22 protein-coding genes are annotated in these 24,947 nt (G+C 69.9%); 8 read left to right on the forward strand and 14 right to left on the reverse strand.

Annotated elements, in window-relative coordinates:
* The first annotated feature begins 85 nt into the window (after window positions 1-85).
* Window positions 86-340, forward strand: coding sequence for an XrtV sorting system accessory protein (locus Q0R13_RS22155; RefSeq protein WP_293908111.1), 255 nt, complete (start codon window positions 86-88; stop codon window positions 338-340).
* Window positions 341-372: 32 nt separating this feature from the next.
* Here Q0R13_RS22155 and Q0R13_RS22160 read toward each other — a convergent pair whose 3' ends face one another.
* The 4 genes from Q0R13_RS22160 to Q0R13_RS22175 all read right to left on the reverse strand — a co-directional run bounded on the left by Q0R13_RS22160 (window position 373) and on the right by Q0R13_RS22175 (window position 3,676).
* Window positions 373-1,848, reverse strand: coding sequence for an exopolysaccharide biosynthesis polyprenyl glycosylphosphotransferase (locus Q0R13_RS22160; RefSeq protein WP_293908113.1), 1,476 nt, complete (start codon window positions 1,846-1,848; stop codon window positions 373-375).
* 73 nt (window positions 1,849-1,921) lie between these two features.
* Window positions 1,922-2,539: a sugar transferase gene (locus Q0R13_RS22165; protein WP_293908180.1), complete on the reverse strand. Its 618-nt coding sequence runs from the start codon at window positions 2,537-2,539 to the stop codon at window positions 1,922-1,924.
* Between the two features lie 70 nt (window positions 2,540-2,609).
* Window positions 2,610-2,849, reverse strand: a complete 240-nt coding sequence (locus Q0R13_RS22170; RefSeq protein ID WP_293908115.1) for a hypothetical protein — start codon at window positions 2,847-2,849, stop codon at window positions 2,610-2,612.
* Between the two features lie 155 nt (window positions 2,850-3,004).
* Window positions 3,005-3,676: a sugar transferase gene (locus Q0R13_RS22175; RefSeq protein ID WP_293908117.1), complete on the reverse strand. Its 672-nt coding sequence runs from the start codon at window positions 3,674-3,676 to the stop codon at window positions 3,005-3,007.
* A gap of 173 nt (window positions 3,677-3,849) precedes the next feature.
* Between Q0R13_RS22175 and Q0R13_RS22180 the strand changes: the two genes are divergently transcribed.
* From Q0R13_RS22180 to Q0R13_RS22190, 3 genes are all read left to right on the forward strand, one after another.
* On the forward strand, window positions 3,850-4,005 hold the full coding sequence (locus Q0R13_RS22180) for a hypothetical protein (RefSeq protein ID WP_293908119.1): 156 nt from the start codon (window positions 3,850-3,852) through the stop codon (window positions 4,003-4,005).
* A 162-nt stretch (window positions 4,006-4,167) separates the two neighbouring features.
* The gene (locus Q0R13_RS22185) at window positions 4,168-6,354 is read left to right on the forward strand and encodes an AGE family epimerase/isomerase (protein WP_293908121.1); all 2,187 of its coding nucleotides are present in this window, start codon (window positions 4,168-4,170) and stop codon (window positions 6,352-6,354) included.
* 11 nt (window positions 6,355-6,365) lie between these two features.
* Complete coding sequence (locus Q0R13_RS22190; protein WP_293908123.1) at window positions 6,366-7,655, forward strand: nucleotide sugar dehydrogenase; 1,290 nt, start codon at window positions 6,366-6,368, stop codon at window positions 7,653-7,655.
* On the opposite strand, the gene Q0R13_RS22195 is transcribed toward Q0R13_RS22190, so the two are convergent.
* The 3 genes from Q0R13_RS22195 to Q0R13_RS22205 all read right to left on the reverse strand — a co-directional run bounded on the left by Q0R13_RS22195 (window position 7,656) and on the right by Q0R13_RS22205 (window position 11,193).
* Entirely contained in the window at window positions 7,656-8,825 is a 1,170-nt protein-coding gene (locus Q0R13_RS22195; RefSeq protein WP_293908125.1) for a polysaccharide pyruvyl transferase family protein, read from the reverse strand.
* A gap of 118 nt (window positions 8,826-8,943) precedes the next feature.
* Window positions 8,944-9,810, reverse strand: a complete 867-nt coding sequence (locus tag Q0R13_RS22200; RefSeq protein WP_293908127.1) for a 2OG-Fe(II) oxygenase — start codon at window positions 9,808-9,810, stop codon at window positions 8,944-8,946.
* Between the two features lie 372 nt (window positions 9,811-10,182).
* Complete coding sequence (locus Q0R13_RS22205; RefSeq protein WP_293908129.1) at window positions 10,183-11,193, reverse strand: TonB-dependent receptor; 1,011 nt, start codon at window positions 11,191-11,193, stop codon at window positions 10,183-10,185.
* 59 nt (window positions 11,194-11,252) lie between these two features.
* On the opposite strand from Q0R13_RS22205, the gene Q0R13_RS22210 reads away from it, so the two are divergent.
* From Q0R13_RS22210 to Q0R13_RS22220, 3 genes are read left to right on the forward strand one after another with little or no spacing between them, the layout of a single operon-like run.
* A complete protein-coding gene (locus Q0R13_RS22210; protein ID WP_293908131.1) occupies window positions 11,253-11,606 on the forward strand; it encodes a hypothetical protein in 354 nt (117 codons plus the stop codon).
* 21 nt (window positions 11,607-11,627) lie between these two features.
* Entirely contained in the window at window positions 11,628-12,161 is a 534-nt protein-coding gene (locus Q0R13_RS22215) for a Rid family hydrolase (protein WP_293908133.1), read from the forward strand.
* Window positions 12,162-12,221: 60 nt separating this feature from the next.
* Window positions 12,222-13,442 carry a Xaa-Pro peptidase family protein gene (locus tag Q0R13_RS22220; protein WP_293908135.1) on the forward strand — a complete coding sequence of 407 codons (1,221 nt, stop codon included), beginning with the start codon at window positions 12,222-12,224 and terminating at the stop codon, window positions 13,440-13,442.
* On the opposite strand, the gene Q0R13_RS22225 is transcribed toward Q0R13_RS22220, so the two are convergent.
* The 5 genes from Q0R13_RS22225 to Q0R13_RS22245 all read right to left on the reverse strand — a co-directional run bounded on the left by Q0R13_RS22225 (window position 13,439) and on the right by Q0R13_RS22245 (window position 19,535).
* On the reverse strand, window positions 13,439-14,446 hold the full coding sequence (locus Q0R13_RS22225) for an NAD-dependent epimerase (protein WP_293908137.1): 1,008 nt from the start codon (window positions 14,444-14,446) through the stop codon (window positions 13,439-13,441). The two genes, Q0R13_RS22220 and Q0R13_RS22225, sit on opposite strands and share 4 nt — an antisense overlap.
* Window positions 14,447-14,516: 70 nt before the next feature.
* A complete protein-coding gene (locus tag Q0R13_RS22230) occupies window positions 14,517-15,341 on the reverse strand; it encodes a glycosyltransferase family 2 protein (RefSeq protein ID WP_293908140.1) in 825 nt (274 codons plus the stop codon).
* A gap of 89 nt (window positions 15,342-15,430) precedes the next feature.
* Window positions 15,431-17,881, reverse strand: a complete 2,451-nt coding sequence (locus tag Q0R13_RS22235) for a TonB-dependent receptor (protein ID WP_293908143.1) — start codon at window positions 17,879-17,881, stop codon at window positions 15,431-15,433.
* Between the two features lie 30 nt (window positions 17,882-17,911).
* Entirely contained in the window at window positions 17,912-18,898 is a 987-nt protein-coding gene (locus Q0R13_RS22240; RefSeq protein WP_293908145.1) for a FecR domain-containing protein, read from the reverse strand.
* A 97-nt stretch (window positions 18,899-18,995) separates the two neighbouring features.
* Complete coding sequence (locus Q0R13_RS22245) at window positions 18,996-19,535, reverse strand: RNA polymerase sigma factor (protein ID WP_293908147.1); 540 nt, start codon at window positions 19,533-19,535, stop codon at window positions 18,996-18,998.
* 520 nt (window positions 19,536-20,055) lie between these two features.
* Here Q0R13_RS22245 and Q0R13_RS22250 point away from each other — a divergent pair.
* Window positions 20,056-21,909: a phosphoenolpyruvate carboxykinase (GTP) gene (locus Q0R13_RS22250; RefSeq protein ID WP_366853459.1), complete on the forward strand. Its 1,854-nt coding sequence runs from the start codon at window positions 20,056-20,058 to the stop codon at window positions 21,907-21,909.
* 49 nt (window positions 21,910-21,958) lie between these two features.
* On the opposite strand, the gene Q0R13_RS22255 is transcribed toward Q0R13_RS22250, so the two are convergent.
* Together Q0R13_RS22255 and Q0R13_RS22260 are read right to left on the reverse strand one after the other, a co-directional pair.
* The gene (locus Q0R13_RS22255) at window positions 21,959-23,890 is read right to left on the reverse strand and encodes a nucleoside-diphosphate sugar epimerase/dehydratase (RefSeq protein ID WP_293908151.1); all 1,932 of its coding nucleotides are present in this window, start codon (window positions 23,888-23,890) and stop codon (window positions 21,959-21,961) included.
* Window positions 23,891-24,126: 236 nt separating this feature from the next.
* The gene (locus tag Q0R13_RS22260) at window positions 24,127-24,825 is read right to left on the reverse strand and encodes a TorF family putative porin (RefSeq protein WP_293908153.1); all 699 of its coding nucleotides are present in this window, start codon (window positions 24,823-24,825) and stop codon (window positions 24,127-24,129) included.
* Window positions 24,826-24,947: the final 122 nt, after the last annotated feature.

The raw sequence follows: 24,947 nt of genomic DNA on the forward strand, positions 1-24,947 counted from the left end.
GGCTCTAGGCCGGGCGCCGGGCACGATTGTGTGCCGCCGGGTTCCTGATAGTTAGAGGCGACGAGTTTCGCCACGGAGGACACAGGTGGAGACGGTCTACGATTGGATCACTGTGGCGATCTTCGGCGCACTAGTTGTCCTGTTCCTGCACAGGTCGGTGCAACCGGCGGAGCCGCAGGACACGATCCTGCACTATCTGCCACCGGCCATCGGCTGTGCGGTGGCCAACTATCTCGGCAACCATGGCCAGGGCCTGATCTCGTTCCTGATCGTGCTGGCGGTGGTGGTCTACGTCGCCCTGGTGCTGAAGCCGTTCGGCCTGAAGTTCCCGTTCCGCTGAGCCGAGACGCGGAGGTCCGGGCGTGAGGCGGCTCAGCGGACGGCTTCGCTGTCGCCCAGCAGGCAGGGCACGGTCTTCAGGATGATGGCGACATCCAGCCAGAACGACTGGCGTTCCACATATTCCAGGTCCAGGGCCACGCGCCGGCGGACCGCGCCGGGGGTGTCGACCGGGCCACGGGAGCCGTTCACGGCCGCCCAGCCGGTCAGGCCGGGCTTGATCCGGTGGCGGTGGGCGTAGGTCTCGACCAGCTTGGAGGCCTCGGCGCCGCCGCTCAGCATGCCGATGGCGTGCGGCCGCGGGCCGACCAGGGACATCTCGCCGGCGATCACGTTGAAGATTTGCGGCAGTTCGTCGAGGCTGGTCTTGCGGATGAACTTGCCGACCTTGGTGACCCGGTCGTCGTCGGCGCTGACCTGGCGCACGGCGGCGTAATCGGAGGCCTCCACCCGCATGGAGCGGAACTTCCAGACCACGATCTCCTCGTTCATGTAGCCGTGCCGCCGCTGGCGGAAGAACACCGGGCCGGGGCTGTCCAGGCGGATGACCAGGGCCACGGTCGCCAGCAGCGGGGCCAGCGCGATCAGGGCCGCGATGCTCAGCGTCAGGTCCAGCGCCCGCTTGGCGACCAGGTAGCCGGACCGCTCGGAAGCGCCGGACACCTGCATCAGGTCGAAGTCGGCGATGCGGCCGATGGTCTGGGTCTCGGTCTCGTCGTCGGTATCCTCGAGCAGCAGCGAGATGGGGTTGGGGATCGGGGCCAGGCGCTCCAGCAGCTGGGCGACGCGGGCGCTGGCCTTGGCCGGCACGGTGATCACGATGCGGTCCACGAACGGCAGGATCCGGTGGTCGATCAGGTCGGAGGTCTTGCCCAGCACCGGGACGCCGGCCACCTCGGGCCCGACCCGGTCACGGCGGTCGTCGAAGATCCCCAGGATGTTGACGTCGCGGGTGCGGGTGGCGCGGCGGATCAGCCGCTGGGCCGCCGCCGTGCCGCCGACGATGATCAGGTTGGGGGTCAGCAGCCCCTTGCGCCGCAGGCCGCCGATGATCACGCCCCAGCCGATATGGGTCAGGAACAGCGCCGCCGCGGCGGCCGCCACCCAGGCGGCGCAACCGAGGGCGGGGAAGGTCGGGTCCATCAGGCCGCTGAGCGTGCCCGCGCCGCCGCCGGCCGCCGCCGCGGCGATCAGCAGGCGGCCGAACCGCCGGCGGGTGCGCTCGCGGGCGCTCATGGCATAGGCGCCGGTGGCGACCAGCAGGACGATGGCCAGCACCGGCGCCCCCAGCCACATGGCCTCGGGCAGGATCATGGATCGACTGGCGACCAGGGAGGCCAGCGCCAGGCCGGCCAGGTCGCCCGCCTGGAACAGCCGCGCCAGGCCGGCGCCGGAGACGCGGGTGCGTACGCTTTGCAGGCGTTCGGGACGCAGCGGGCCGCGGCGGTGCTGCGCCGGCGTGACGTCGAGATCGGGAACGGCGCGATGGGCGCCCGTATCGTCCGCCATTCTGGCTACCCTACTGTTTCCAGGGCAGCCTAGGGCCTGCGGCTGAGCGATCGGTTAAGGACGCGGCGGGTGTTCAGTAGGCGCGGGCGTCGGTGAAGATCAGCGGCAGGGTGCGCCAGACGATCTTCATGTCCAGGGTGAACGACCAGGTGTCGATGTATTCGTTGTCGGATTCCACCCGGTCGATGATGGCCTGCAACTCCCGGACCTCGCCGCGAAACCCGCAAACCGCGGCGTAGCCGGTGAGACCGGGCTTGGCGCGGAAGCGCAGTTCATAGCCGGGGACCTGCTTGCCCCAGGTCTCGTCGTGGGCCACGGCGTGAGGCCGGGGACCGATCAGGGACATCTCGCCGCGCAGGACGTTGAGGACCTGTGGCAGTTCGTCGAGGCTGAATCTGCGCAGCACCGCGCCCAGGGCCGTGACCCGGGCGTCGCCAACGGTGGCCTGGCGGACGGTGTCGCCGTCCTCGGTGACGGTCATGGTGCGGAACTTGAAGACGGTGAAGATGCTGCCGTTCAGCCCCGTGCGCCGCTGGCGGAACAGCACCGGGCCGGGGGTCTCGAGCCGGACCAGCATCGCGATGGTCAGCAGCAGCGGCAGGAACAGGATCAGCGCGCCGAACGACATCAGGATGTCGAACGCGCGCTTGCGCCGGCTGGCGGCGACGGCGGCGGGTGTTGGAGCGGCCACTGTAGGCAAGCGCGTCTCTCCGGCGGGCGCCCAGTTCTGCGCCTCTGCATGGACCCGGAATTCGGCGAGGTTATTCATAGCACGCCCGGCGCTGGGGTCGCGTGGTCGCGGAGAGTCCGCGCAGGAAGGCGTCCATGGCCTCTTCGCTCCAGAGCCGAACCAGGAGTTTCTGGCCGGTGGGGTCGATTTCGGTGCGGATGTGGGCGTCTCCGTCGACTCCGGCCGCGTGCTCGCCGACGAAGCCGTAGAATGCCGTCTTGATGCGTTCCGCATCGTCGTCTGCCCCGAACCGCGTCTCAAATCCGGACATGACCCCGACCGCCCCGTGGAATACACAGGTCTTTCAGCAAGAGCCGCGCCAGGCCGCGGCCTCCCGAGCCGCACCACCGGACTATATTCGCGCGGGGCGGCGGTTCGGTTGCAAGCGGGGTCGATAATCTTAGCTGGCGGCGGCGATCGGCAGCCTCAGTAGGCCTGCGGGTCGCGGAAGACGATCAGGGCTGTCTTCGTCGCGATGGCGATATCGAGGCCCAGCGACCAGCAGTCGATATAGAGATTGTCCGCCGCGATGCGGTCGCGCATGCCGCGCAGGTCCTTGATCTCCCCGCGCAGGCCGTTGACCTGAGCCAGCCCGGTCAGGCCCGGCTTGGCGCGGAAACGCTCGGCATAGGCCGGGATCTGCTCGCCGTAATAGGTATCGTGCGCCAGGGCGTGGGGGCGAGGCCCGACCAGCGACATGTCGCCCTTCAGGACGTTGAAGAACTGCGGCAGCTCATCCAGGCTGAGTTTGCGCAGCAGACCCCCGAAGGCGGTGATCCGGACGTCGTCGCGGGTGGCGTGGCGGACGTTCGCGCTATCCTCGGCCACGGTCATGGTGCGGAACTTGTAGATCGTGAAGATGCGGCCCTGGTGGCCGGTCCGACGCTGCTTGAAGATCACCGGCCCCCCGGACTCCAGCCGCACCATCAGGGCGATGCACAGCAGGAGCGGCAGGAACAGCAGGATCGCGAAGGCGGCGCCCAGGACGTCCAGCGCGCGCTTGGGCCAGCTGTCGGCCACCGGCGAACACTGGGGCCGCGACGTATCGCTCGCCACCGGAGGCGTCACGGCCTCGACGGGCGGGGCCTGGTCGATCATCCTTGCGATGACATCCGTCATCCGAAGCAACGCCCCAATCTACACCACGCCATGTGGTCGCCACCTGCGGGAGACATTGGCTCTTTGTTAGCCATTTCTCCCAACGAACTCTTCACGCTCGGCGGTATTTAATGTGACACAGCCCAAGAAACGGGCGGTGTCGGAGTAGAAACATGCCGTCCGACGTCTCCGTCGAAATCGTCTCCCGTTCCGCCGAGGCCCAGCCGGTCCGGCGGCTGCCCATCGGCGTTGGCCTGGGCATCGGCGCCGTGACCTCGGTGGCGCTGTGGACCTGCATCGCCGTCGGACTGCGCGCGCTGTTCACCTGAGACGCTCCGGTCGCGGCGGCGCGTGAAGCGACCGCGGGCCCCCTGCAAACCTGCATAGCCCCTGCACTTGGAGCTATTTTACCGGTTCGGGCCCGCCTGGGTCAATCGAGCCGCGCCGGCCGCGGCCAGCCTGGCGTTTGCGATCGGGCCTGAAGGCGCTAGGTGAGGACGCCTGCGGCCAGCGTGGCCGCGAAGGAGACGTCCATCCTGCCGCCCGTCTATCCGGTGATCCTGTGCGGCGGCTCGGGTGCGCGGCTGTGGCCCGCGTCGCGACCGTGGCGGCCGAAGCCGTTCCTGCGGCTGGTGGGGCCGAGGTCGGGGTTCCAGGCGGCCGTGCTGCGGGCGCAACCCCTGGCGACCGGCGGGATGGTCGTGGTGGGCGGCGCAGTCCACGCCGGGCTGATCGGGTCCCAGCTCGCCGAAATCGGCTTCCGGGCCAGCGTGCTGCTGGAGCCGGCCGGCCGCGACACGGCGGCGGCCATCGCGGCGGCCGCCGCCTGGGTCGCGGCGCGCGCGCCCGACGCGATTCTGGCCATCCTGCCCGCCGACCATCACATCCCCGACGCCGAGGCGTTCGCCGAAGCCCTGCGCCAGACGCTGGCGGCGGCGGACGGCGGGGCGATCGTGACCCTGGGCGTCCGGCCCGCCTCCGCTTCGAGCGCATATGGCTACATCCGGCCGGCCGCCGCCGGGACGGCCGTGACGCCGATCGCGGCGTTCGTCGAGAAGCCGCTGGCGCGGGTCGCCGCCGCCCTTCTGGCCGAGGGCGCGCTCTGGAACAGCGGAACCTTCGTGGCCGCGGCGCGGACCCTGCTGACGGAATTGGCGCGCTGGGCGCCGCAGGTCGCGGAGCGGGCGCAGGCGGCGGTCGACGGCGCGACGCCGGCGGGCGAGGCGACCCTGCTGGGCGCGGCCTTCGTCCAGGCGCCGAAGATCGCCTTTGACCGGGCGGTGATGGAGCAGACCGCCCATGGCGCGGTGCTGCCGGTCGATTTCGCCTGGTCGGACCTGGGGGCCTGGGACGCGGTGCTGGCGGCGTCGGGCGACGGTGTCGGGCCCGGCGCCACCGTGACCGGCGGCGCGAACGTCCTGGCCCGCGCGGCGCCCGGGATGCGGCTGGCCGTGGTCGGGGTCTCCAACATCGCGGTGGTGGCCGAGGCGGACGCGGTGCTGGTCTGCGCCCTGGACCAGAGCCAGGCGGTGCGCGACCTCGCTGCCGAGCAGGGCCCGCCGGCGCGGTACGCCAGTCTCGCGGTAGCGGCCGGCGCGTACGACGTGTGGCTGCGGACATCGGCGCTGCCGCTGTGGGCGACGGTCGGGGTCGATCCGGCGACCGGCGGTTTCCGCGAGGCGCTGACCTGGGCCGGGGTCCCGGACGATCCCCGGCGCCGCGCGCGGGTCCAGGCGCGCCAGGCGTTCGTGTTCGCCAGCGCCGCGGCGGAGGGGGTCCCCGGGCCCTGGCTGGCCACGGCGCGAGCCGGGATGGACTTCTACCTGCGCCACGCGCGCCGGCCGGACGGACTGTTCGCCGCCACCCTCGACCTGGCGGGGGTCCAGGGCGACGCCGCCGCACCGCTCTACGACCACGCCTTCATCCTGCTGGCGCTGGCCGGCCTGCGCCGCGCCGATCCGGCCGACGAGGCCAGCCTCGCCGAGGCGACGGCGGTGCGCGCCCGGCTGATGGCGTTCCGCCACCCGGCCGGGGGCTTCCGCGAGACCGGCCTGCACCCCTTCCAGGCCAACGCCCCCATGCACCTGTTCGAGGCGGTCCTGGCCTGGGAGGCGGCGGACGGCGGCGCGGCCTGGTCGGGCCTGGCCGACGAGATCGCCGGACTGGCGCTGGCGCGGTTCATCGACCCGGCCAGCGGGGCGCTGCGGGAGGTCTTCGACGCCGATTGGCAGGCGTTGACCGGCGAGGCCGGACTGATCGAGCCCGGCCACCAGTTCGAATGGGCCTGGCTGCTGGAGCGGTGGGGCCGGTCGCGCGGCGACGCGGCGGCGCGGGCGGCGGCGCGACGGCTGTTCGCGGCGGGGCGACGGGGGTTCGACCCCCAGCGCGGCGTGGTGGCCAATGCACTGTGGGATGACCTCAGCCTCCGCGATCCGGCGGCGCGGCTGTGGCCGCAGACCGAGCACCTGAAGGCGGCACTGGTCCTGGGCGAGGACGTCGCCGCCCTGGAGGCCGCCAACGGCCTGGCGGTCTACCTCGACACCCCGGCGCGCGGCGTCTGGCGCGAGCGCATGCGCCCCGACGGCGGCTTCCTCGACGAGCCGGCGCCGGCGACCTCGCTCTATCACCTGTATCTGGCGATCCGCGAACTGACGCGGGCCGTCGGCGATCCGTGCTAGAGCGCGCCGCGATGGTGCAGAACCCGTTCGCGAACGCCCCGGCGAGGATCGCCGTGATCGGCCTGGGCTATGTGGGGCTGCCGCTGGCGGTGGCCTTCGCCGCCGGGCATCGGGTGGTTGGGTTCGACATCGGCGCCGCGCGCGTCTCCGAGCTCACGGCCGGCCAGGACCGCACGCTGGAGGTGGCGCCCGAGGCGCTGCGGGCTGCGACCCAGCTGACGTTCAGCGCCGACCCGGCGTCGCTCCAGGACTGCAACGTCTTCATCGTCACGGTGCCGACCCCGATCGACGCCCACAAGCGCCCGGACCTCTCCGCCCTGATGGCGGCCAGCCGCGCGGTGGGCCAGGCGATCCGGCCGGGCGGCGTGGTGATCTATGAGTCCACGGTCTATCCGGGCGCCACCGAGGAGGACTGCGTGCCGGTGGTGGCCGGCGTCTCCGGCCTGGTCTTCAACCGCGACTTCCACGCCGGCTACAGCCCCGAGCGGGCCAACCCCGGCGATCCGAACCACCGGCTGGCCGACATCGTCAAGGTGACCGCCGGCTCGACCCCCGCCGCCGCGGATTTCGTGGATGCGCTCTATGCCTCCGTGGTCCGCGCCGGCACCCACCGGGCCAGCTCGATCCGCGTGGCCGAGGCGGCCAAGGTGATCGAAAACACCCAGCGCGACGTCAATATCGCGCTGATCAACGAATTCGCCCTGATCTTCCGCCGCATGGAGCTGGACACCCAGGAGGTGCTGGCGACCGCGGCCACCAAGTGGAACTTCCTGAACTTCCATCCCGGGCTGGTCGGCGGTCACTGCATCGGCGTCGACCCCTACTACCTGACCCACAAGGCCGAGCAGCTCGGCTATCGCCCGGAGGTGATCCTGGCCGGCCGCCGAATCAACGACGGGATGGGCGGATACGTGGCCCGCGAGCTGGTCAAGGAGATGATCCGCCGCGGCGTCCAGCCCAAGGGCGCGCGGGTCCTGGTGCTGGGGCTGGCGTTCAAGGAGAACACCCCCGACCTGCGCAACACCCGGGTGATCGACATCGTCCAGGAGCTGGCGGATTTCGGCGCCCAGGTGGACGTCTGCGACCCCTGGATCGCGCCCGAGGCGGCGCGCCAGGAGTATGGCCTGGACCTGGTCGCCGCGCCGGCCGCGGGCGCCTACGACGGCGTCGTGCTGGCCGTGGCCCATCGCGAGTTCGTCGCCCTGGGCGGCGAGGGGATTCGCGCCTTCGGACGCCCCGGCGCGGTGGTGTTCGACGTCAAGGCCGTGCTGCCCAGGGAGGCCGCGGACCTGCGGCTCTGATCAGCGCGGCGCGATCCGTTCGAACAGCCGCCGCAGCTCGGCCCGGTAGTTGTCCAGCAGGCCGCCGACCTTCTGCATGCTTTGCCGGCTGTCCGCGGCCAGTTCCGCCCTGCGGTGGAAGCCGTCCATGACATAGGCCAGCGCCTCCGCGGTCGACTTGCCCGCGACGTCGACCATCCACGGATAGCCCACCAGGCCAAAGACGCCCTTGAACTTGCGGCTGTAGGCGATCGGCACCACCGGCGTGCCGCTGGAGACCGCGCCGATGCAGGCGTGCATGCGGCCTGAGACCAGGAAGTCCAGGCTGGAGATGTAGGACTTGGCCTCGCTGGGTCCGCGGAAGTCCGGTACGCGAATGGCCCAGGGGTATTCGGCCGCCAGCTGATCGGCGACGCCGCCGTCGTCGTCGGCGGGGAGGTGGGCCAGGGCGTGGGTGATCAGGTGGACCTCGGCGCCCTCGGCCCGGAAGCTCTCGATCAGCTGCCGGCTCAGGTCCGCATAATTCACGTCCAGGCCAAAGCGGTTGCCGCCGTGGGCCTCGTTGAACAGCAGTCCGGAGACATTGATCCCGACCCGCGGGATGGCCCCGCCCCGCTCGCGGCTGCGGTCCTCGAAGGGCAGGGCGAAGGCCACGTCGGCCGAGAGCAGGCGGCGTGCGTTGGGCGCCATGACCCGGACGGCCTCAAGCGAGGCGTCGTCGCGGGCGACCACGGCCTCGGCGTGGCGCATGGCCCAGGCCGCCAGCGCCGTGTGCGGCTGCCGGCTGAAGGGGCCGATGGTCTGCGGAGAGAACAGCAGGGGGCGGCCCGCCGCGATGGCGATGGCCTTGGCGCCCCAGATCAGAGCGTAACGCCGCATGGCGTAGATGTCGGTGAAGCTGTCTCCCCCGCCGATGTCCAGGATGCAGTCCTGCGCCCGCGTGGTGGCCCACAACCGGCGCGGATCCAGCATGGCGCGCGAGTCGACCTCGAACGTCGCGGCCTCGTCCGGCGAGACATAGGGCTCAAGCCGGTCGCGCACCCCGATGATCGTGAAGCGAGGCTTCAGGCCCAGGCTCTCGACCACCTCCCTGACAATGGACATGTTGGCGATGGTCAGGGCGCCGACGCCGAGGTTGCCGGAATTGGCCGAATGCCAGAGCAGGCCGATCGCGATATTCGAACGTGTCATTCCGCCTCTGGGGTGGACCGCCGGCGCCGGCCGGCGGCGCCTGAGTGCGCGAGCCGCGCGGCCTTTGGACTATGGACTATCGGGTTCGCGCGCCGGGCTGCGCGCCCGGACACCGCGTCTAGGCGCCGTCGCGTTTGCGCCGCTTGAGCTGCCGGTAGACCAGCGGGGGCAGCAGGTCCGCCACCGCTTCGTTGATCGCCACGCGCCAGTCGCGCTTGTCGCCGGTGCCGGGCCGCGTCTTGAACTGGGTGGTGTGGTCGCGCTTCGCGTCGCTCCAGGTGGAGGTGTAGTAGTAGAGCGCGATCGACTTGCGCGTGACGTTGTTCGGATGGTCCACAGGATCCGGGTTGCCGTGCCAGCTCTCCGACGTGGTGTTGAAGATCACGCAGCGATTGAATTCCGGGGCCAGCTTCTGGACGCACGCCGTCATGTCGTGATTCCAGAGTTCCAGGGATCCGCCGTAGCTCTGCGGCCAGTCCTTGTTCAGGTAGATCAGCACATTGATCCGCCGCTCCAGGTTCATCGGCTTGTGGTGGTTGAAGTCCGCGTGGAGCGAGAGGTGGCCGCCGTTGCCGATCTCATGGAACCCGGCGCCCAGGAAATAGGGGTCCGGGATCAGGCCCTTGATGCCGGTGATGTTCTGCAGGAGCTGGATGAAGGGTCGGGAATTGAAGCCGTAGAACAGGTTCCGCAGCCACGGGCTCATCTCGTCCGGGTTGAACTGCGATTTGTAGCGTTCCTGGTCGCGGTCGAAGGCGGCCCCGCCGGCGTTGAGCGACGCGGGGAACTCGGCCAGGCAGCGGTCCAGGATCCCCGTCGGCATGAAGTCGTCGATGACGATGTGCGGGAAGGGTGAGGCCGCCCCGTACTGCGCGCTGAGGTCGGCGCCCTTGCGGCGGTCGATCTCCGGCGAGAGCAGCCCCGTCGTCAGGTCGAATTCGGTGAGATACGGGGTGGGAGCAGCCGTCTTGGCGAGCGCGGGCATGGTCTCAAATCCTCGGAAACTGGCCGTCCATATAGGTCGCGTGGAAGGCGCCGAACTTGGCGCAGATCAACGAACTCCCAGTTAATGCCCATAGCAGGTTGCGGCGGCCGGCTAAATCCTGCGGCGGCGCATGGCGCCCAAAATGGCATCGTCATGCTCACGCTTTCAGCGCATCGGCGGCCGGCCCCGGTTTCGCGATGGACTAGCTTCCGGCCCGCCGAATCCGCCCCCAAGATGGCTTTGCCCTTTGGGGCGTTTCCTCCCTGAACTGGCCGCGCCGGCGAGGCGCGGCCACTTTTCGTTGCGCCGCGAGGTGGGCAGACGAAAGGCCGCGGGGCGGACCCCGCGGCCTCCGTACCGGCGGCCGCGGCCTCAGAACGTGTAGCCGATCTTGCCGTAGTAGTAGCCGCCGTTGATCCCGAACGACGAGAACGTCGGGTACTGGGTGACGTAGCCGTTGGAATTCCCGACCAGGAAGGTGTTGCGGTAGTTCGGGTTCAGCTTGTCGGGGTAGCTGTTGAACAGGTTGTTGGCTCCGATCGAGAGCTTCACGCTATCGAAGACCTTGTAGCTGACCTCCAGGTCGGTGATCAGCTGGGTCTTGATCTTGTTGACGAAGCAGGTCGGCGAGGTGGAGCCCGTAGCCAGCGAGCAGCCGGTGCGGCTGTCGTGGCGCGAGGCTGGGCCGTAGAGCGTCTCCTTCAGGTTCACCGAAAGGCCGCCCCAGGTCCACAGGCCGCCGGCCACCACCCGGTACTTGGGCGAGGTGGTCTCCAGGTTGTCGATGGCGGTCAGGTCGAACAGCGAGGCGCCCAGGAGCTGCGGCGGGTTGGCCGCGATCTTGGTCACCTTGGTCTTGGTGTAGTTGCCGGTCAGCGACCACTGGACGGTCCCCCAGTCGGCAAAGTCGCTCATGGTGGTCAGGACCAGCTCGGCGCCCCGGGTGCGGGTGTTCACCCCGTTGGTGAAGATGTTGATGCCGGTCTGGGTGACGGTGGGATCGAGGACGTTGCCGTTGGCCAGGATGGCCGCGCGCACCGCAGGAAGATTGAGGTCGCCGCCGGAGCCGAACAGCGAGCCGGAGCCCACCACCCGGTCGCGGATCCCGATCTGGTAGAGGTCGAGGGTGTCGGTGATCCCGTAGCCGGGGTGGGCCACGAAGCCGACGCTGAAGTTGCGCGACTTCTCCGGGTCCAGCCCGTTCACGCCCACCAGCTTGGCGGCGGCCGAGTTGGGCGGCAGCTGCACGAAGGCCGAGGTCGGCGAGACGTTGGTGGCCGAGTAGTATTCCTCGGCCAGGGTCGGCGCCCGGAACCCGGTCGAGGCGGTGCCGCGGATGGCGATCATCGGGTTAAAGTCGTAGCGGCCGGTTAGCTTGGCCACGAAGGTGCTGCCGAAGTCGCGCTGGGATCGCGGGCGCTGACCAATTTGACGACAGTTCGATGGCCGAGCAGATCGCCATCGCCAAAGGGGTGGTCGCCCGCCTGCACCCCGGCCACGAGGCCGAACTCAGCAGCCCGGTGGTGGTGAACTGGAGCAAGATCCCATTCAACCTGGGTCCCTGGCCGTCCTACGGCGCGCGTGGCGGACAGGAGGGCCATATCGACGATCCAGCCTATCAGCTGCTCAACACCCCGCCCACCGGCCGGGTCTATTTCTCGGGCGCGCACCTCAGCCAGATGCCCGGCTGGCAGGAGGGCGCGGTGTTTTCGGCCCAACGCACACTAGGCCTCCTCGCCACGCGCGTGTCACAGTCCGTCGCGACCGAGGGCCGCCGCGCCCCCGCCGCCGCTTAGAAACCTTTAAGGGGGACACCCATGCGCAAGATCCTGCTTCCCGCCGTCCTGCTGGCGCTGGCCGCCGCCGGCGCCGCCCACGCCCAGAACACCCACATAAACCCGGCCAAGAGCTTCATCTCCTCGGCGGTGAAGGTGCCGGCCGGTTCGGACATGATCTATGTCAGCGGCCAGCTGGCCGACCCGATCGCCCCCGCCGCGGCCGGCGCCCCGGCGCAGCTGGGCGACACCAAGACCCAGGCCCTCAGCGTCTTCGGCAAGATCAAGAAGATCCTCGAGGACGAGGGCTACAAGCTGAGCGACGTGGTGATGATGCGCGTGGTGCTGGTCGGCGACCCGGCCAAGGGCGGGGCCATGGACTTTGCCGGCATGAATGAGGCCTACCTGTCGTTCTGGGGCCCGATCGAGGGCAAGCCGGCCCGCATCGCCTCGCAGATCGTGGCCCTCGCCCGCCCCGGCGCCCTGGTCGAGATCGAGGTCCAGGCGGCCAAGGCGCCGATGAAGGCCCCCATGAAGGCGGCGATGAAGCCCGCCATGGCCCCGAAGAAGAAGTAGCCAGTCCATCGGCTTGAGGTTTGCGCGGTTCCGCGCAAGCCTGCGGCCATGGATCGACGCATGTTCATGGCGCTGGGCGCCGCGGGGTTGGCGGCTGCGCCGGGCTTGACGTGGGCGGCAGCCCCCGATCTCGCCCGCCTGCCCGATCCGCCGCCGCCGATCGGTGCGGCGGAGCGCCAGGCGGGGATCGCCAAGGCCCAGGGGCTGATGCGGCAACTGGGCGTCTCGGCCCTGCTGGTCGAGCCGGGGTCGAGCCTGATCTACTTCACCGGCATCCGCTGGAGCCGCAGCGAGCGGCTGACCTGCGCGATCATTCCCGCCGAAGGTGAGATCGGCATCGTCACGCCGTTCTTCGAGGAACCCTCGGTCCGCGAGACCCTGGGCGTGCCGGCGCAGGTGCGCACCTGGCAGGAGGACGAGGACCCGCTGGCCCTGGTCGCCGGTTGGCTGAGAGACCGAAAGATGGGCTCCGGCGTGATCGGCATCGAGGAGACCGACCGCTACTTCATCCCCGACGGCCTGAAGCGCAACCTGCCCGGCGCCAACCTGAGGAACGCGGCCCCGGTCGTGCGCGGCTGCCGGATGATCAAGTCGCCCGCCGAGCTCGCGCTGATGCAGCGGGCCACCGACATCACGATGGCCGCCTATCGCTACACCATCCCGCGGATCGCGGCGGGCATGCGGCCGGGCGACATCGGCGCGATCATGAACGGCGCGACCGTCGCTCTGGGCGGCGATCCGGAGTTCTCGCTGATCCTGCTGGGCGAGGCGGCGGCCTATCCGCATGGATCGGGCAAGCCGCAGTCGGTGACGCCGGGCGAGGTGGTGCTGATGGATTGCGGCTGCAATGTCTGGGGCTACCAGTCCGACGTCTCCCGCACCCTGGTGTTCGGCGAGCCCACGGCCCGGCAGCGGCTGGTTTGGAGCCACGTACAGAGGGGCCAGCAGCTGGCGTTCGAGGCGGCCAGGGTCGGCGCGGCGGCGGGCAGCGTCGATGACGCCGTGCGCGGCTACTACACCTCCCTGGGCTACGGCCCGGACTACAGGCTGCCGGGCCTGTCGCACCGCACCGGCCACGGTATCGGGCTGGATGGCCACGAGCCGGTCAACCTGGTGCGCGGGGAGACGACCAGGCTGGCGCCCGGCATGTGCTTCTCCGACGAGCCGGGTATCTACATCCCGGGCGAGTTCGGCGTGCGGCTGGAGGACTGCTTCCACATGACCGAGGGCGGACCGGTGTGGTTCTCGCAGCCGTCCAAGTCGATCGAGCAGCCAGCCTAGACCCCGTAATACTCCTGATACCAGTCCACGAAGTGGCCGACGCCCTCCTCGATGGTGGTCTTCGGCGCGTAGCCGAGGACGGCCCGGGTCTCGGCGGTGTCGGCCTCGGTGCGGGCCACGTCGCCGGGCTGCATGGGCATCAGGTTGAGGGTCGCCTTTCGGCCCAGCTTCTCCTCCAGCACCTCGATGTAGCGCATCAGTTCCACGCGGCGGCTGGCGCCGAGGTTGAGGACGCGCCAGGGGGCCGAGCTGGTAGCCGGGTCGACGGCGACGGCGTCCCACTCGGGGTTGGCGGCCGGCGGGCGGTCCAGTCCGGCGACCAGGCCATCGACGATGTCGCCCACGTAGGTGAAGTCGCGCTGCATTCTGCCGTGGCCATACACGTCGATCGGCTCGCCCTTCAGGATCGCGTCGGTGAACTTGAACAGCGCCATGTCCGGCCGGCCCCAGGGACCGTAGACGGTGAAGAAGCGGAACCCCGTGGCCGGAACGCCGAACAGGTGGGCGTAGGAATGGGCCATGGCCTCGTTGGCGAGCTTGGTGGCGGCGTAGAGGGTGATCGGGTGGACGGCGGCGTCGTGGACGCTGAACGGCAGGTTGGCGTGGTTGCCGTAGACTGAGCTGGTCGAGGCGTAAACCAGGTGCTTCGGCTGCACGGCCCGGCAGCCCTCCAGGATGTTGAGGAAGCCCACGACGTTGGAATCCACATAGGTCGCCGGTTGTTCGAGGCTGTAGCGGACGCCGGCCTGGGCGGCGAGGTTCACCACCGCCACCGGCCGGGTCTCGGCGAAGAGGGCGGCCACGCCGTCGCGGTCGATCAGGTCCAGTTCGGCGTGGCGGTAGCCTTCGTGCCCCTCGAGGATCGCCAGGCGGGCAGCCTTCAGCTTGGGGTCGTAGTAGGCGTTGAGGTTGTCGAGCCCCACCACCGCCTCGCCACGCTCCAGCAGGCGGCGGCTGAGGTGGAAGCCGATGAAGCCGGCGGAGCCGGTGACCAGGATCGTCACGCCGAAACCTCGCGAACCCGCGCGGACATGCGCGGTCCGTTCCGTAGCGGGCGTCGCCGGTTAAGTCGATCTAGCGGGCGAGGCCCACGACCTCGCCCAGGCGGCTGGGGCGAACGACCGGGTCGAGGGCGGCACGGCGGGCTTGCAGCACATCGCCGGCGCGCATCTGCGCCAAAACCGGGAACAGCGCCGAGAGCATCGCCACCAGCAGGCCCAGGCGGCCCTCGCGCCAGCCGCCGCGCGCAAGATAGCCTTGCACAAAGGTTTGCATGCCGTTGACCACGCCCGACGTGATGCTGGCCAGGCGCCCAGCGTCGGCGATGTCCTCGGCGCGCAGGGCGGTCAGCCGGTTCAGGCGCTCCATCAGTCCGCCGACGTCGGGGCCCAGCGACCGGCGGATCGCGCCCTTCAGCGCGCCGCCGGACCGGCCGGCGAGCACCGCGGGGGCGTTCAGGCGGGCCGGCCGCCATGCCTTCAACCCGCGCTTGTAGAGCCGCGGCTCGGCCCGCGCGCTCAGGCTGCCCGCCCAGCCGTCGCGGACCAGGGTCTCGCCCACATAGTTGTCGATCGGCAGGTCGTACCAGTCGCCGTCAGGGCGCATCTGCAGCACGGCGCGGATCTCCCAGGCCAAGGCCGCGTCGACCAGGTCCTCGGGGTCGATCTCCAGGATCCAGTCGCCCGAGCAGGCCTCGGCGCCGGCCGCCTTGCGCTGGCTCTCCAGCGGGAAGATGCCGTCGATGACGATGGCGCCGTGGCGGCGCGCGATATCCTGGGACCGATCGGTGCAGCGGTCGGCCACCACGACGATCTCGTCGCAGAACGAAAGCTTGCGCAGGCACTGGGACAGCAACGCGTCCTGGTTCTGCACGCAAACGAAGGCCGACAGCCTGACCACCTGAACCCGCTCCCACCCCGACAAGAGTCCGTCATGGGATAAGACGCCACCCGGTGAAGCTGCCCCCCCGGTCCGCTTTTAGAATTTGTTCAGAATGCGGCGGCGAGTCGCACGCCGAACGTCCGCGGGCGCTGGGGGGTGACCTGGCGGACCTGGCCGAAGCTGAAGGGGTTACCGTAGGCGAAGGTGTCGCCGGCGTCGTTGAACGGGTTGGTGACGTAGGCGGTCAGGCGCCAGTTGTCGGCCGCCACCTCGGCTGACAGGCGGGCCCGCAGGTAGTGGCCCATACGCGGTGGCAGGCTGGCGTCGAAGCTCAGGCCAGAGTGGCCGACATAGCTGGCCTCGCCCACCAGGCGCAGGGTCAGCCCGCTGAAGATCGGGCGCTGGTAGACGGCCAGCAGGCCGCCCGAACTCTTGGGCACCCCCGGCAGGGCGCCGACGACCCCGGCCGGCGAGAAATCCGGGTTGGGGTTGCGGACCTTCGAGTTCGACAACAGGCCGTTCAACTGCAACGACAGGCCGAAGTCCCATTCGTACGACAGCTCGGCCTCCAGCCCGAGGATGCGCGCGTCGCCGACGTTGGCCGTGTAGGCGAGGCCCGACTGCCGGTACTGGTCGGTCTGGATGTTGGTCCAGTCGTCGTAGTAGGCCGCGGCGCGCACCGCCAGGTGGCCGTCGAACCGCTTCAGCTTGGCGCCGAACTCGTAGTTGCGCAGGCGGTCGGCGGCGAACAGGGCGCGGTTGTCGCGGATCGCGAAGAACCCCGACGAATTGAAGCCGCCGGGCCGATAGCCTTCGGTGATCAGGGCATAGATGAGATCGCCGGTGGCGAACTCCTTCTGCAGCGAGATCTTGGGCGAGAAGCCGCTGAAGGAGCGCGCGCGGTCGAAGGATCGCGGCTCGAACGGCGGGATGACGTCGATGTCGGCGGTGGTGTGGACGTGGCTCTGGAAGACGCGGCCCCCGAGGGTGACGCTCCAGCCTCGCGGGAACTCGTAGGAGCCTTCGCCATAGACAGCCAGCTCGCTCAGCCGGTCCTTCCGTCGCTCGGTGTAGGCGGTGGAAACGACCGGACCGGCGGACAGAATGCCCAGGCTGGAGGGCGAGCGCTCGATGGTGCGCGCGCCATAGGCGCCGATCAGCCAGTCGAAGCGATCCGCGCCGGAGGATCGCACCACGAGGTCCTGCACCAGCATGTCGGCGGTCGCGGACTCCGTGTAGAGGCCCAGGTCCGCGCGGCTCGCCGCGAAGACGCCAAGCGCCGCCGAGGCGTCGTACTGGCTGGAATAGATGTGGTGCACATAGCTCAGCGCTGAGCTGATGCTGCCCCACCCGAAATCGCCCTGCAGCGTCCCGCCGGCGTAGGAGAAGTCGTTCTTGTGGGCTTCGCGCACCCGGTTGGCCCGCGCGGTCGGCGCGCTGGCGAACCCGCCGGCGTCCTCGGTCGCCAGGCCCGGCGCGGCGAGGCCGGTGGCCCGCGCGCCGGCGGTCACGTACTGGGTGTCGTCCGAGCGCAGATGCTGGGTCGCGCCCAGGGCGTCGAACCGCCAGCTGTCGGAGATCTGGACCCGGAGTGCGAGCCGGCCGCCCTCGCGGCGGGTCTTGTCGACGTTGGTGATCCGCAGGTTGGCATCGTCCAGATAGCCGCCCTGAACGTCCTCATAGGCGACCACGCGGATCGCGGCGTGGTTGTTCAGCAGCGGCAGGCTGGCGTAGCCGTCGACCTCCTGGCTGCGGTCGCCGCCCTCGGTGAAGGCGACCCCGGCCGAGCCGCCGAACGCCGCCCGCTCGAGGTCGGGCTTGCGGGTGACGATCCGATAGATGCCGCTGACCGCGCCGGAGCCGTAGAGCGCGCCCTGCGGCCCCCGCACGACCTCGATGCGGTCCACGTCCACCAGGCGCAGGTCGGGATCGGGGGCGTTGTCGTTGATCGGGGCGTCGTCGAGGTAGGTGCTGACCGTGGAGCGGGCCCGGCCGGTGAACGCGCCGTCCGACAGGCCGCGGATCAGCAGCTTGTCGCGGCCAGGGCCGAGGTTGGTGGTCAGCACCCCGGCCAGCTGGCCGACCGTCTGGCCCACGTCGACGGAGCCGGTGGCTTCGATCTGCGCGCGGGAGATGGCGCTGACGCCGGCGGGCAGGCTGTCCAGGGTGGCCGGGCGCTTGGTGGCCGTGACGACCAGTTCGGCCACCAGCGACGGCGCGCGTGGCGGCTCGTGCTGGGCGGAGGCCGGCGTCTCGAGCGTCAGATAGGGCACGATGCGCACGGTGCGAGCGTCGACGATGCGGTATCGGCAGGGGGCGCCGGCCAGGAGCCGGGTCAGGGCCTCGTCGAGGGTGAAAGCGCCGGCCAGTTCTGCACGGCCGCCCCCGCCACAGGCGGAGGTGCCCAGGATGGAGACATTGGCCTGGACGCCCAAGTCGATCAGGGCGTCGGCGTAGGGCCGGGGCGGGATGGAGAGACGCAGGCGCGCGTCGGCGGCGTCAGCGCGCCCCGCCAGGCAGGCGAGGGCGACGCCGCTCAGCAACGTCCGCAGAGGCAAGCTCCGCCTGGATATGGCTCCACGTCCCCATTAGCGGCCTGAGGCGACTGCGCGCCGGAGTACCACGCCCGCATCGGAACGTACCGTGCTTATGGGAACCAGCAAGGCCAGGCGGCGGATTACCGCATCCTGGTTGTCGACCATCAGGACGCCGGAGATCGGCGTGGCGGCCAGGGTGGGGTCGTCGATCCGGATCGGAAGACTAAACTGTTGGTTGAGGTCGGCCACGACGTCGCCAAGGGGCTGTTCGCGGTAGACCAGCCGTCCGGAGCGCCAGCCCAGCACCTCCTCGGCCCGGGTGGCGACCACCTGGGTGAGAGCGGCGCCCTCGATGTGATCCAGGCGCTGGCCGGGATGCAGCCGGTAGGCCTGGCCGGTCGCGCCCTCCGATGGCCGCACTTCGACCGCGCCGCGGGCCACCGTGACGGAGAGCTTGCCGGCGCGGCGGCGGACGTCGAACTGGGTCCCTACCACGCGGATCGTGCGGTCACCGGCGGCGATCAGGAACGGGCGGCGCTGATCATGGGCCACGTCGAACACCGCCTGGCCCTGGTCCAGGGTCACCCGCCGCGCATCGTGCGCCAGGGTCACGGAGAGCCGGGTGCCGGCGTTGAGGTCGAGGGTGGAGCCGTCGGCCAGCCGGACCGTGCGCCGCTCGCCCTTGGCGGTGACATAGGTCGTGGCCTTCGGCGCGGAGACGAGGTCGGGCGCGACGACCACGGCCACCGCGGCGGCCGCCGCCATGGCGCCCACGGCCAGGAAGGCCCGTCGGCCGACCGGGGCCGGCGCGGCGCGGCGCTCGGACAGCGCTTTGGTGACCGCGTCGCCCGCGGCGGCGTAGATGTGGGACACGGCGAGGGCGGCGTCGAAAGCGTTGGCATTGTCCGGCGCGGCCGACAGCCAAGCGTCGAACGCCACGGCCTCGGTCTCCCCGAGACTCCCGGCTTCCAGCCGCACGACCCACGCGGCGGCGTCTTCACGCCGCGCGTCGTCGCCAAATCGCCAAATGCTGTTCATGTCTCTACCCCAAGCCGCCGCGAACGGCAGCCCGTCGAACAGATAGACGTCACGGACCGGGCCAACCCCCCGGTCGCCCGATACAATTTCTGGTAGATCATCGGCCCAACCTCGCGGTGAGCGTCTTGAGGGCGGCCGAGATGTGTTTTTCCACCGACTTCACGGAGATTCCCATGACCTGGGCGGTCTCGGCGTGGCTGCGGCCTTCCAGCTTGTGAAGGCGAAAGGCGCGCTGCATCTGCGGCGGCAGGTCGGCGGCGGCCTCGACCAGCTGGCGCAGGCGCTGGCGCGAAGACACCGCCTCGTCGGCCGGCGCCTCCTCGGCGACGTCCTCCTCGCCGACCGAGGCGTGGGCGGTGCGTCGCCAGGCGGCGTCGCGGGCGCCGGCGCGGGCCTCGCCCCGGGCCCGGTCCAGCATGACATTGGTGGCGACGCGATAGATCAGGGCGACGGGGTTCTCGGCCGTTACGGCCGGATCGCGGGTGGCGAGCTTGACGTAGAGCTCCTGCGCCAAGTCCTCGGCCAGGGTCAGCGAACCGCATCGCGCGGCGAAGAAGCGGACCAGGTTCGGCCGCCGCTCAAGATAGATCTCGAGCAGCGGGTCGGTCGGCCCGGGCGGCGCGCCGAGGTCGGCCATGGCGCTCACGCGGCCACGCCCGTGGTCTCCCTGGCGGGAGCTCCGATCACGAGGCGGCGCGGGCGATGGCTCGGCATGGGGCGGGGTGACCGTGGAACCTGACGCACAAATGCCCCATTCCGGCGGCCGCGCCAACTTCCCCGATGTCGGGGCGGGGGGCGAGACGGCCTGGCGGCGTCTAGGCTTCGACGTCCAAGGTTGACGGCGCCCGGTTTGGCAGCCGTTTCGTGGGGAGGCGTCCTGGCGTGCGGGTCGCGGGGAGCGGCCCGCACGTCCATTCCGGTCACAGCGATTCGCATTCGGCTGGCCCTGGTCAAGACTGCGCACGCCCGCGCGCGGCGCCCGCGACGGGCCCAGCCGGACTGTATTTCCAGGCGAAGCCGGCGTTCACGGCCACTCGATGCCGCCTGTGCTGGCCTGCGGTATGCAGACGGCTCTGCAGCATCTATGAGATTGTTCACGGTGCAGAGGGTACGCCGGGACGCCGGTGTGCCGTTTTGGGCCCAGGGAGTCGTTGTTTATGAGCCTAAGGACCGCCCCGGGACTGGAGCCCGTGCCGACGAAACACGCCAAGCTCGTCGAGTGGGTGCGTGAGATCGCCGACCTGGCCCAGCCGGACCGCATCGTCTGGTGCGATGGATCGGAGGCCGAATGGACCCGCCTGACCGGCGACCTGGTCGCGGCCGGCACTCTGACGCAGCTCAACCCTGAGAAGCGCCCGAACTCGTTCTACGCCGCCTCCGATCCGCGCGACGTCGCCCGGGTCGAGAGCCGCACCTTCATCTGCTCGGAGAAGCCCGAGGACGCCGGCCCGACCAACAACTGGCTCGATCCCAACGAGATGCGCGCCGACCTGACGGACCTGTTCCGCGGCGTGATGCGCGGGCGGACAATGTACGTCGTGCCGTTCTGCATGGGCCCGCTGGGCTCGAAGATCAGCCAGATCGGCGTCGAGATCACCGACAGCGCCTATGTGGCCGTGTCCATGAAGATCATGACCCGCATGGGTCAGGCTGCCCTGGACCTGCTGGGCGACGACGGTTTCTTCGTGCCGGCGGTGCATTCGGTGGGCATGCCGCTGGTCGCCGGCGTCAAGGACGTCGCCTGGCCCTGCAACGAGATCAAGTACATCGTCCACTTCCCGGAGAGCCGGGAGATCTGGTCCTACGGCTCCGGCTATGGCGGCAACGCCCTGCTGGGCAAGAAGTGCTTCGCGCTGAGGATCGCCTCGGTCATGGCCCGCGACGAGGGCTGGTTCGCCGAGCACATGCTGATCCTCAAGCTGACCTCGCCGGCCGGCGAGGCGAAGTTCGTGGCCGCCGCCTTCCCCAGCGCCTGCGGCAAGACCAACATGGCCATGCTGCAGCCGACCCTGAAGGGCTGGAAGGCCGAGACTATCGGCGACGACATCTGCTGGATGCGCTTCGGCCAGGACGGCCGGCTCTATGCGATCAACCCCGAGGCCGGGTTCTTCGGCGTGGCGCCGGGAACCGGGATCGAGACCAACAAGAACGCCATCGAGGCGCTGTGGGGCAATTCGATCTTCACCAATGTGGCGCTCACCGAGGACGGTGACGTCTGGTGGGAAGGCCTGACGCCGGAAGCCCCGGAACGGCTCACCGACTGGCGCGGCCAGCCGTGGACGCGGGGCTCGGACAGCCCCGCCGCGCACCCGAACGCGCGCTTTACCGTCCCGGCCGCGCAGACCCCGGTGATCGCGCCGGAATGGGAAGACCCGGCCGGCGTGCCGATCTCGGCGATCCTGTTCGGCGGCCGCCGCGCCTCGGCGGTGCCGCTGGTGACCGAGGCCCGCACCTGGGCGCACGGCGTGTTCATGGCCTCCAACGTGGCGTCGGAAGGCACCGCGGCGGCCGAGAACGCCATCGGGACCCTGCGGCGCGACCCCTTCGCCATGCTGCCGTTCTGCGGCTACAACATGGGCGACTATTTCGGCCACTGGCTGAAGATGGGCGAGACGGTCGGCGCCAAGCTGCCGCGTATCTACTTCGTGAACTGGTTCCGCAAGGACGAGCGCGGCAAGTTCGTCTGGCCGGGATACGGCGAGAACAGCCGCGTCCTGAAGTGGATCTTCGAGCGCCTGGACGGCAAGGCCGAGGCCATCGACACCCCGATCGGCCGGGTGCCCACCCGCGCCAGCCTGGACACCTCCGGCCTGGACCTGGGCGAGCCCGCGCTGAACCTGCTGTTGACCGTCGATCCGGCCATCTGGACCCAGGAAGCCGCCCTGATCCCCGAGTTCTACGAGGGCTTCGGCGACCACCTGCCGGAGGCGCTCTGGGACGAATACCGGGCCCTGGTGGCGCGGCTGGAACAGGCGGACGCCGACGACGAACGGGTCGTGGCGGCGGAGTAAGGGACGCTGCTCCTTTCCCGTTTACGGGAGAGGAAGGCGTGCGGCGGCCTCACCCGCCCGCGATGACCCGCAAGGTCGGCGCCGCGCCGGGCTTCTCGCCGCGGACCTGGGCGACCAGGTCGAACAGGGCGCGGCGGACATCCTCGACCTCGCCGGTCTCGACGATGGCGGCGAGGTCCGACAGATGGCCCGGGGTGACGCGCAGCGCGGAGTTGGAGATCACCTCCAGCACCTTCGGCGCACAGGGCAGCGAGCTCTCGGTCTCGTCCAGCAGGGCCTCGGTCAGTTTCTCGCCGGGGCGCAGGCCGGTGATCTCGATCTCGATGTCGCGGCCGGGCGTGCCGCCGCTCAGCGCGATCATCTGGCGGGCCAGGTCCATGATGCTGACCGGCTCGCCCATCTCCAGCAGGAACAGGCGCGAATCCTTGCGGTCGTCCTCATGACAGGTGGCGGTGGCGTGCAGCACCAGCTGCGCGGCCTCCGGAATGGTCATGAAGAACCGGGTCATCTCCGGATGGGTCACCGTCACCGGCCCGCCGCGCTCGATCTGTGACTTGAAGATCGGCACCACCGATCCGGACGAGCCCAGGACGTTGCCGAACCGCACGGCGGAGAAGCGGGTGCCGTTGTCGTTGGTGGTCTGTTGGGCCTGGATCACCGCCTCGGCCATGCGCTTGGTGGCGCCCATGACGTTGGTGGGATCGACGGCCTTGTCGGTGGAGATCAGCACCATCTGCACCGCGCCGCAGGCCTTGGAGGCCTCGGCCACGTTCCAGGTGCCGATGACGTTGGTCAGCACGCCCTCGGTCGGGTGGCGCTCGACCATGGACACATGCTTCAGCGCCGCGGCGTGGAAGACCAGGTCGGGCCGCTCGCGGACAAAGGCGGCGGTGATGCGCTGGACGTTGCGCACGTCGCACAGCACGGCCTTGAGGCCGATGTGCGGGAAGCGCTCGCGCATCTCGCGCTCGATCTCGAACAGGGCGGTCTCGGAATAGTCGAGGAGGATCAGCTGGCCGCAGTTGAAGGCGGCGACCTGGCGGCAGAGCTCGGCGCCGATGGAGCCGCCCGCCCCGGTGATCAGCACCCGGCGGCCCTGGATCAGCCGGCCCACGGCGCCGCGGTCCAGCTCGATCGGCTCGCGGGCCAGCAGCTCCTCGATGTTGATGTCGCGCATCGGCATCAGGGTCAGGCCGTCGTGCTGCGGGAGCTCGACGATGGAGGGCAGGCGCAGCAGGCGGATGCCGTCGTTCTTGAGCTGGCCCAGCAGGTCCGCGGTCAGGCCCTTCAGCTTGCCGGGCTCCTCCAGGAACAGGATGGCGCGCGGATAGCGGTTCCAGCGGCGCAGGTCCGCTAGCGCCTCGTCCAGGCGGTCGATGGCGTCGATGATGCAGACGCCGCGCACCTGCTGGCCGACGTCGCGGCGCTCGGTGCCGACGATGCCGACCGGGGTATAGCTGCGGTCATGGCTGCGGGCGACGTCGCGCAGATAGGTGTCGGCCAGGGACGGCGGGCCGATCAGCAGCAGGGACGGCGCCTGGGTGACCCGGTCGCCGAGCGCCTTGAGCGGCGAGAAGCTCTCCAGGGCATGCTCGTGCAGGGCGCGGCGCATGATCCGCACGCCCATGCAGGCCACCATCTGGAACAGCGGCGCCATCACCAGGGTGGAGCGCGGCAGGCCCTTGGCCCGGTCCAGCACGAACACCGCCAGCAGGAAGACCCCGACCGTGAGCACCGCGCACCGCGCCAGCACCAGGGCGTCGGGGATGGAGACATAGCGCCAGGGCGACAGTTCCCGCCGGAAGATCAGCATGAAGACGCCGGCGATGGCGGCGTAGAGCGAGGCGAGTTGCACGAAATTGAGCGCGCCGGCCTCGCCGAAACCCAGCTCGGGCTGGGTGGGGGCGACGAAGAAGGCCAGCGCGAACGCCACGGCGGCCAGGAGAACGTCGAAGACCACGGTCTGGGCCCGAACGGCCATCCGCTCCATACGACGCACTCCGCTCAAGTCCTGATTCCCAACCATAGGCCGCGGCGATCCTGCGGCCAGTAAAACTTAGACCGGCGGAGTCGTTCCGCGGAAAAGCGCCCCGTACATAGTCAGTTGACGTTCGGCGAGCGCGGCCGAACCTAGGAAGATGCGCTCTACCGCGCAATGGAAAAGCCGCCCCATGACCGCGACGGCTCTCCTGGTAAAGCCAGACTAATGCTGGATTTTCACCAGGTGACCTTGATACCGGCCACCGCGCGACTGTCGTAGATGCTGCCGAAGTTGTGCTCGTCGGTGTCAAAGTAGCGCACATCGAGGCCGATGTGATCGCTGAGCGCGTAGCCGACGCCGAGGTTCCAGTTGGTGAAGTCGGCCGGCCCCTTGACCTGCTGATAGCCCACCGCGCCCGACAGCGTGAACTTGCTGCCGCCCAGCGGCAGCGCGCCGTTCAACTCGTAGTAGGTGGCGTCGCCGGTCTTGCCGAAGAACTCCGGCGAATAGAAGAAGGCCGCGCCCACGGTCGCCGGGCCCAGCGGCATGGAGGCCAGCAGCTTGGCTTCGAAATAGCCCTGGTGCGACCCGCTCGGTGAGCCGACGTAGCCGTAGTAGAGCACGCCCACATCGAAGCTGACCGGACCCAGCGTCGGCTTGATCCCGGCATAGAGGTCGAACTCGGCGTCCGTGCCGTTGCCGAAATCGACGTTCGACAGCCAGACGCCGGCATAGCCCAGCCCGCCGATGCTCGCGTCGACGCCGCCGAACACCGACGGGTCCTCATTCGTCTGGCTGACGCCGCGGAACACGTAGTCGGTGTTCGCGCCGATGTTGAACGCGACCGCGAACGGCTTCGTTTCCTCCGCCCGCGCGGCCCCGGCGAGGCCTAGCGCGCCGATCGTGGCCGCCAGCGCAAGCTTGAGCATCCTCATGGAATATCCCCTCTGACGTCTCCCAGTCGGGAGTAGAGCGTCACCTTGGCGTAAAAGACGATAGGTCCGGGTTAACCGCCCGACGCGCAAGCGTTCTCGCGGCCCCCGGACAGCAACAGGCC

This window comes from Phenylobacterium sp., assembly GCF_025351295.1.
Taxonomy (GTDB): domain Bacteria; phylum Pseudomonadota; class Alphaproteobacteria; order Caulobacterales; family Caulobacteraceae; genus Phenylobacterium.

What these genes read in the sequence shown, in the direction of transcription:
- Q0R13_RS22160 (WP_293908113.1), bottom strand. Translation starts at nt 1,848, where the DNA reads ATGGCGGACGATACGGGCGCCCATCGCGCCGTTCCCGATCTCGACGTC.
- Q0R13_RS22170 (WP_293908115.1), bottom strand. Translation starts at nt 2,849, where the DNA reads ATGTCCGGATTTGAGACGCGGTTCGGGGCAGACGACGATGCGGAACGC.
- Q0R13_RS22175 (WP_293908117.1), bottom strand. Translation starts at nt 3,676, where the DNA reads ATGATCGACCAGGCCCCGCCCGTCGAGGCCGTGACGCCTCCGGTGGCG.
- Q0R13_RS22180 (WP_293908119.1), top strand. Translation starts at nt 3,850, where the DNA reads ATGCCGTCCGACGTCTCCGTCGAAATCGTCTCCCGTTCCGCCGAGGCC.
- Q0R13_RS22190 (WP_293908123.1), top strand. Translation starts at nt 6,366, where the DNA reads ATGGTGCAGAACCCGTTCGCGAACGCCCCGGCGAGGATCGCCGTGATC.
- Q0R13_RS22195 (WP_293908125.1), bottom strand. Translation starts at nt 8,825, where the DNA reads ATGACACGTTCGAATATCGCGATCGGCCTGCTCTGGCATTCGGCCAAT.
- Q0R13_RS22200 (WP_293908127.1), bottom strand. Translation starts at nt 9,810, where the DNA reads ATGCCCGCGCTCGCCAAGACGGCTGCTCCCACCCCGTATCTCACCGAA.
- Q0R13_RS22210 (WP_293908131.1), top strand. Translation starts at nt 11,253, where the DNA reads ATGGCCGAGCAGATCGCCATCGCCAAAGGGGTGGTCGCCCGCCTGCAC.
- Q0R13_RS22215 (WP_293908133.1), top strand. Translation starts at nt 11,628, where the DNA reads ATGCGCAAGATCCTGCTTCCCGCCGTCCTGCTGGCGCTGGCCGCCGCC.
- Q0R13_RS22220 (WP_293908135.1), top strand. Translation starts at nt 12,222, where the DNA reads ATGTTCATGGCGCTGGGCGCCGCGGGGTTGGCGGCTGCGCCGGGCTTG.
- Q0R13_RS22240 (WP_293908145.1), bottom strand. Translation starts at nt 18,898, where the DNA reads ATGAACAGCATTTGGCGATTTGGCGACGACGCGCGGCGTGAAGACGCC.
- Q0R13_RS22245 (WP_293908147.1), bottom strand. Translation starts at nt 19,535, where the DNA reads ATGGCCGACCTCGGCGCGCCGCCCGGGCCGACCGACCCGCTGCTCGAG.
- Q0R13_RS22250 (WP_366853459.1), top strand. Translation starts at nt 20,056, where the DNA reads ATGAGCCTAAGGACCGCCCCGGGACTGGAGCCCGTGCCGACGAAACAC.
- Q0R13_RS22255 (WP_293908151.1), bottom strand. Translation starts at nt 23,890, where the DNA reads ATGGCCGTTCGGGCCCAGACCGTGGTCTTCGACGTTCTCCTGGCCGCC.
- Q0R13_RS22260 (WP_293908153.1), bottom strand. Translation starts at nt 24,825, where the DNA reads ATGAGGATGCTCAAGCTTGCGCTGGCGGCCACGATCGGCGCGCTAGGC.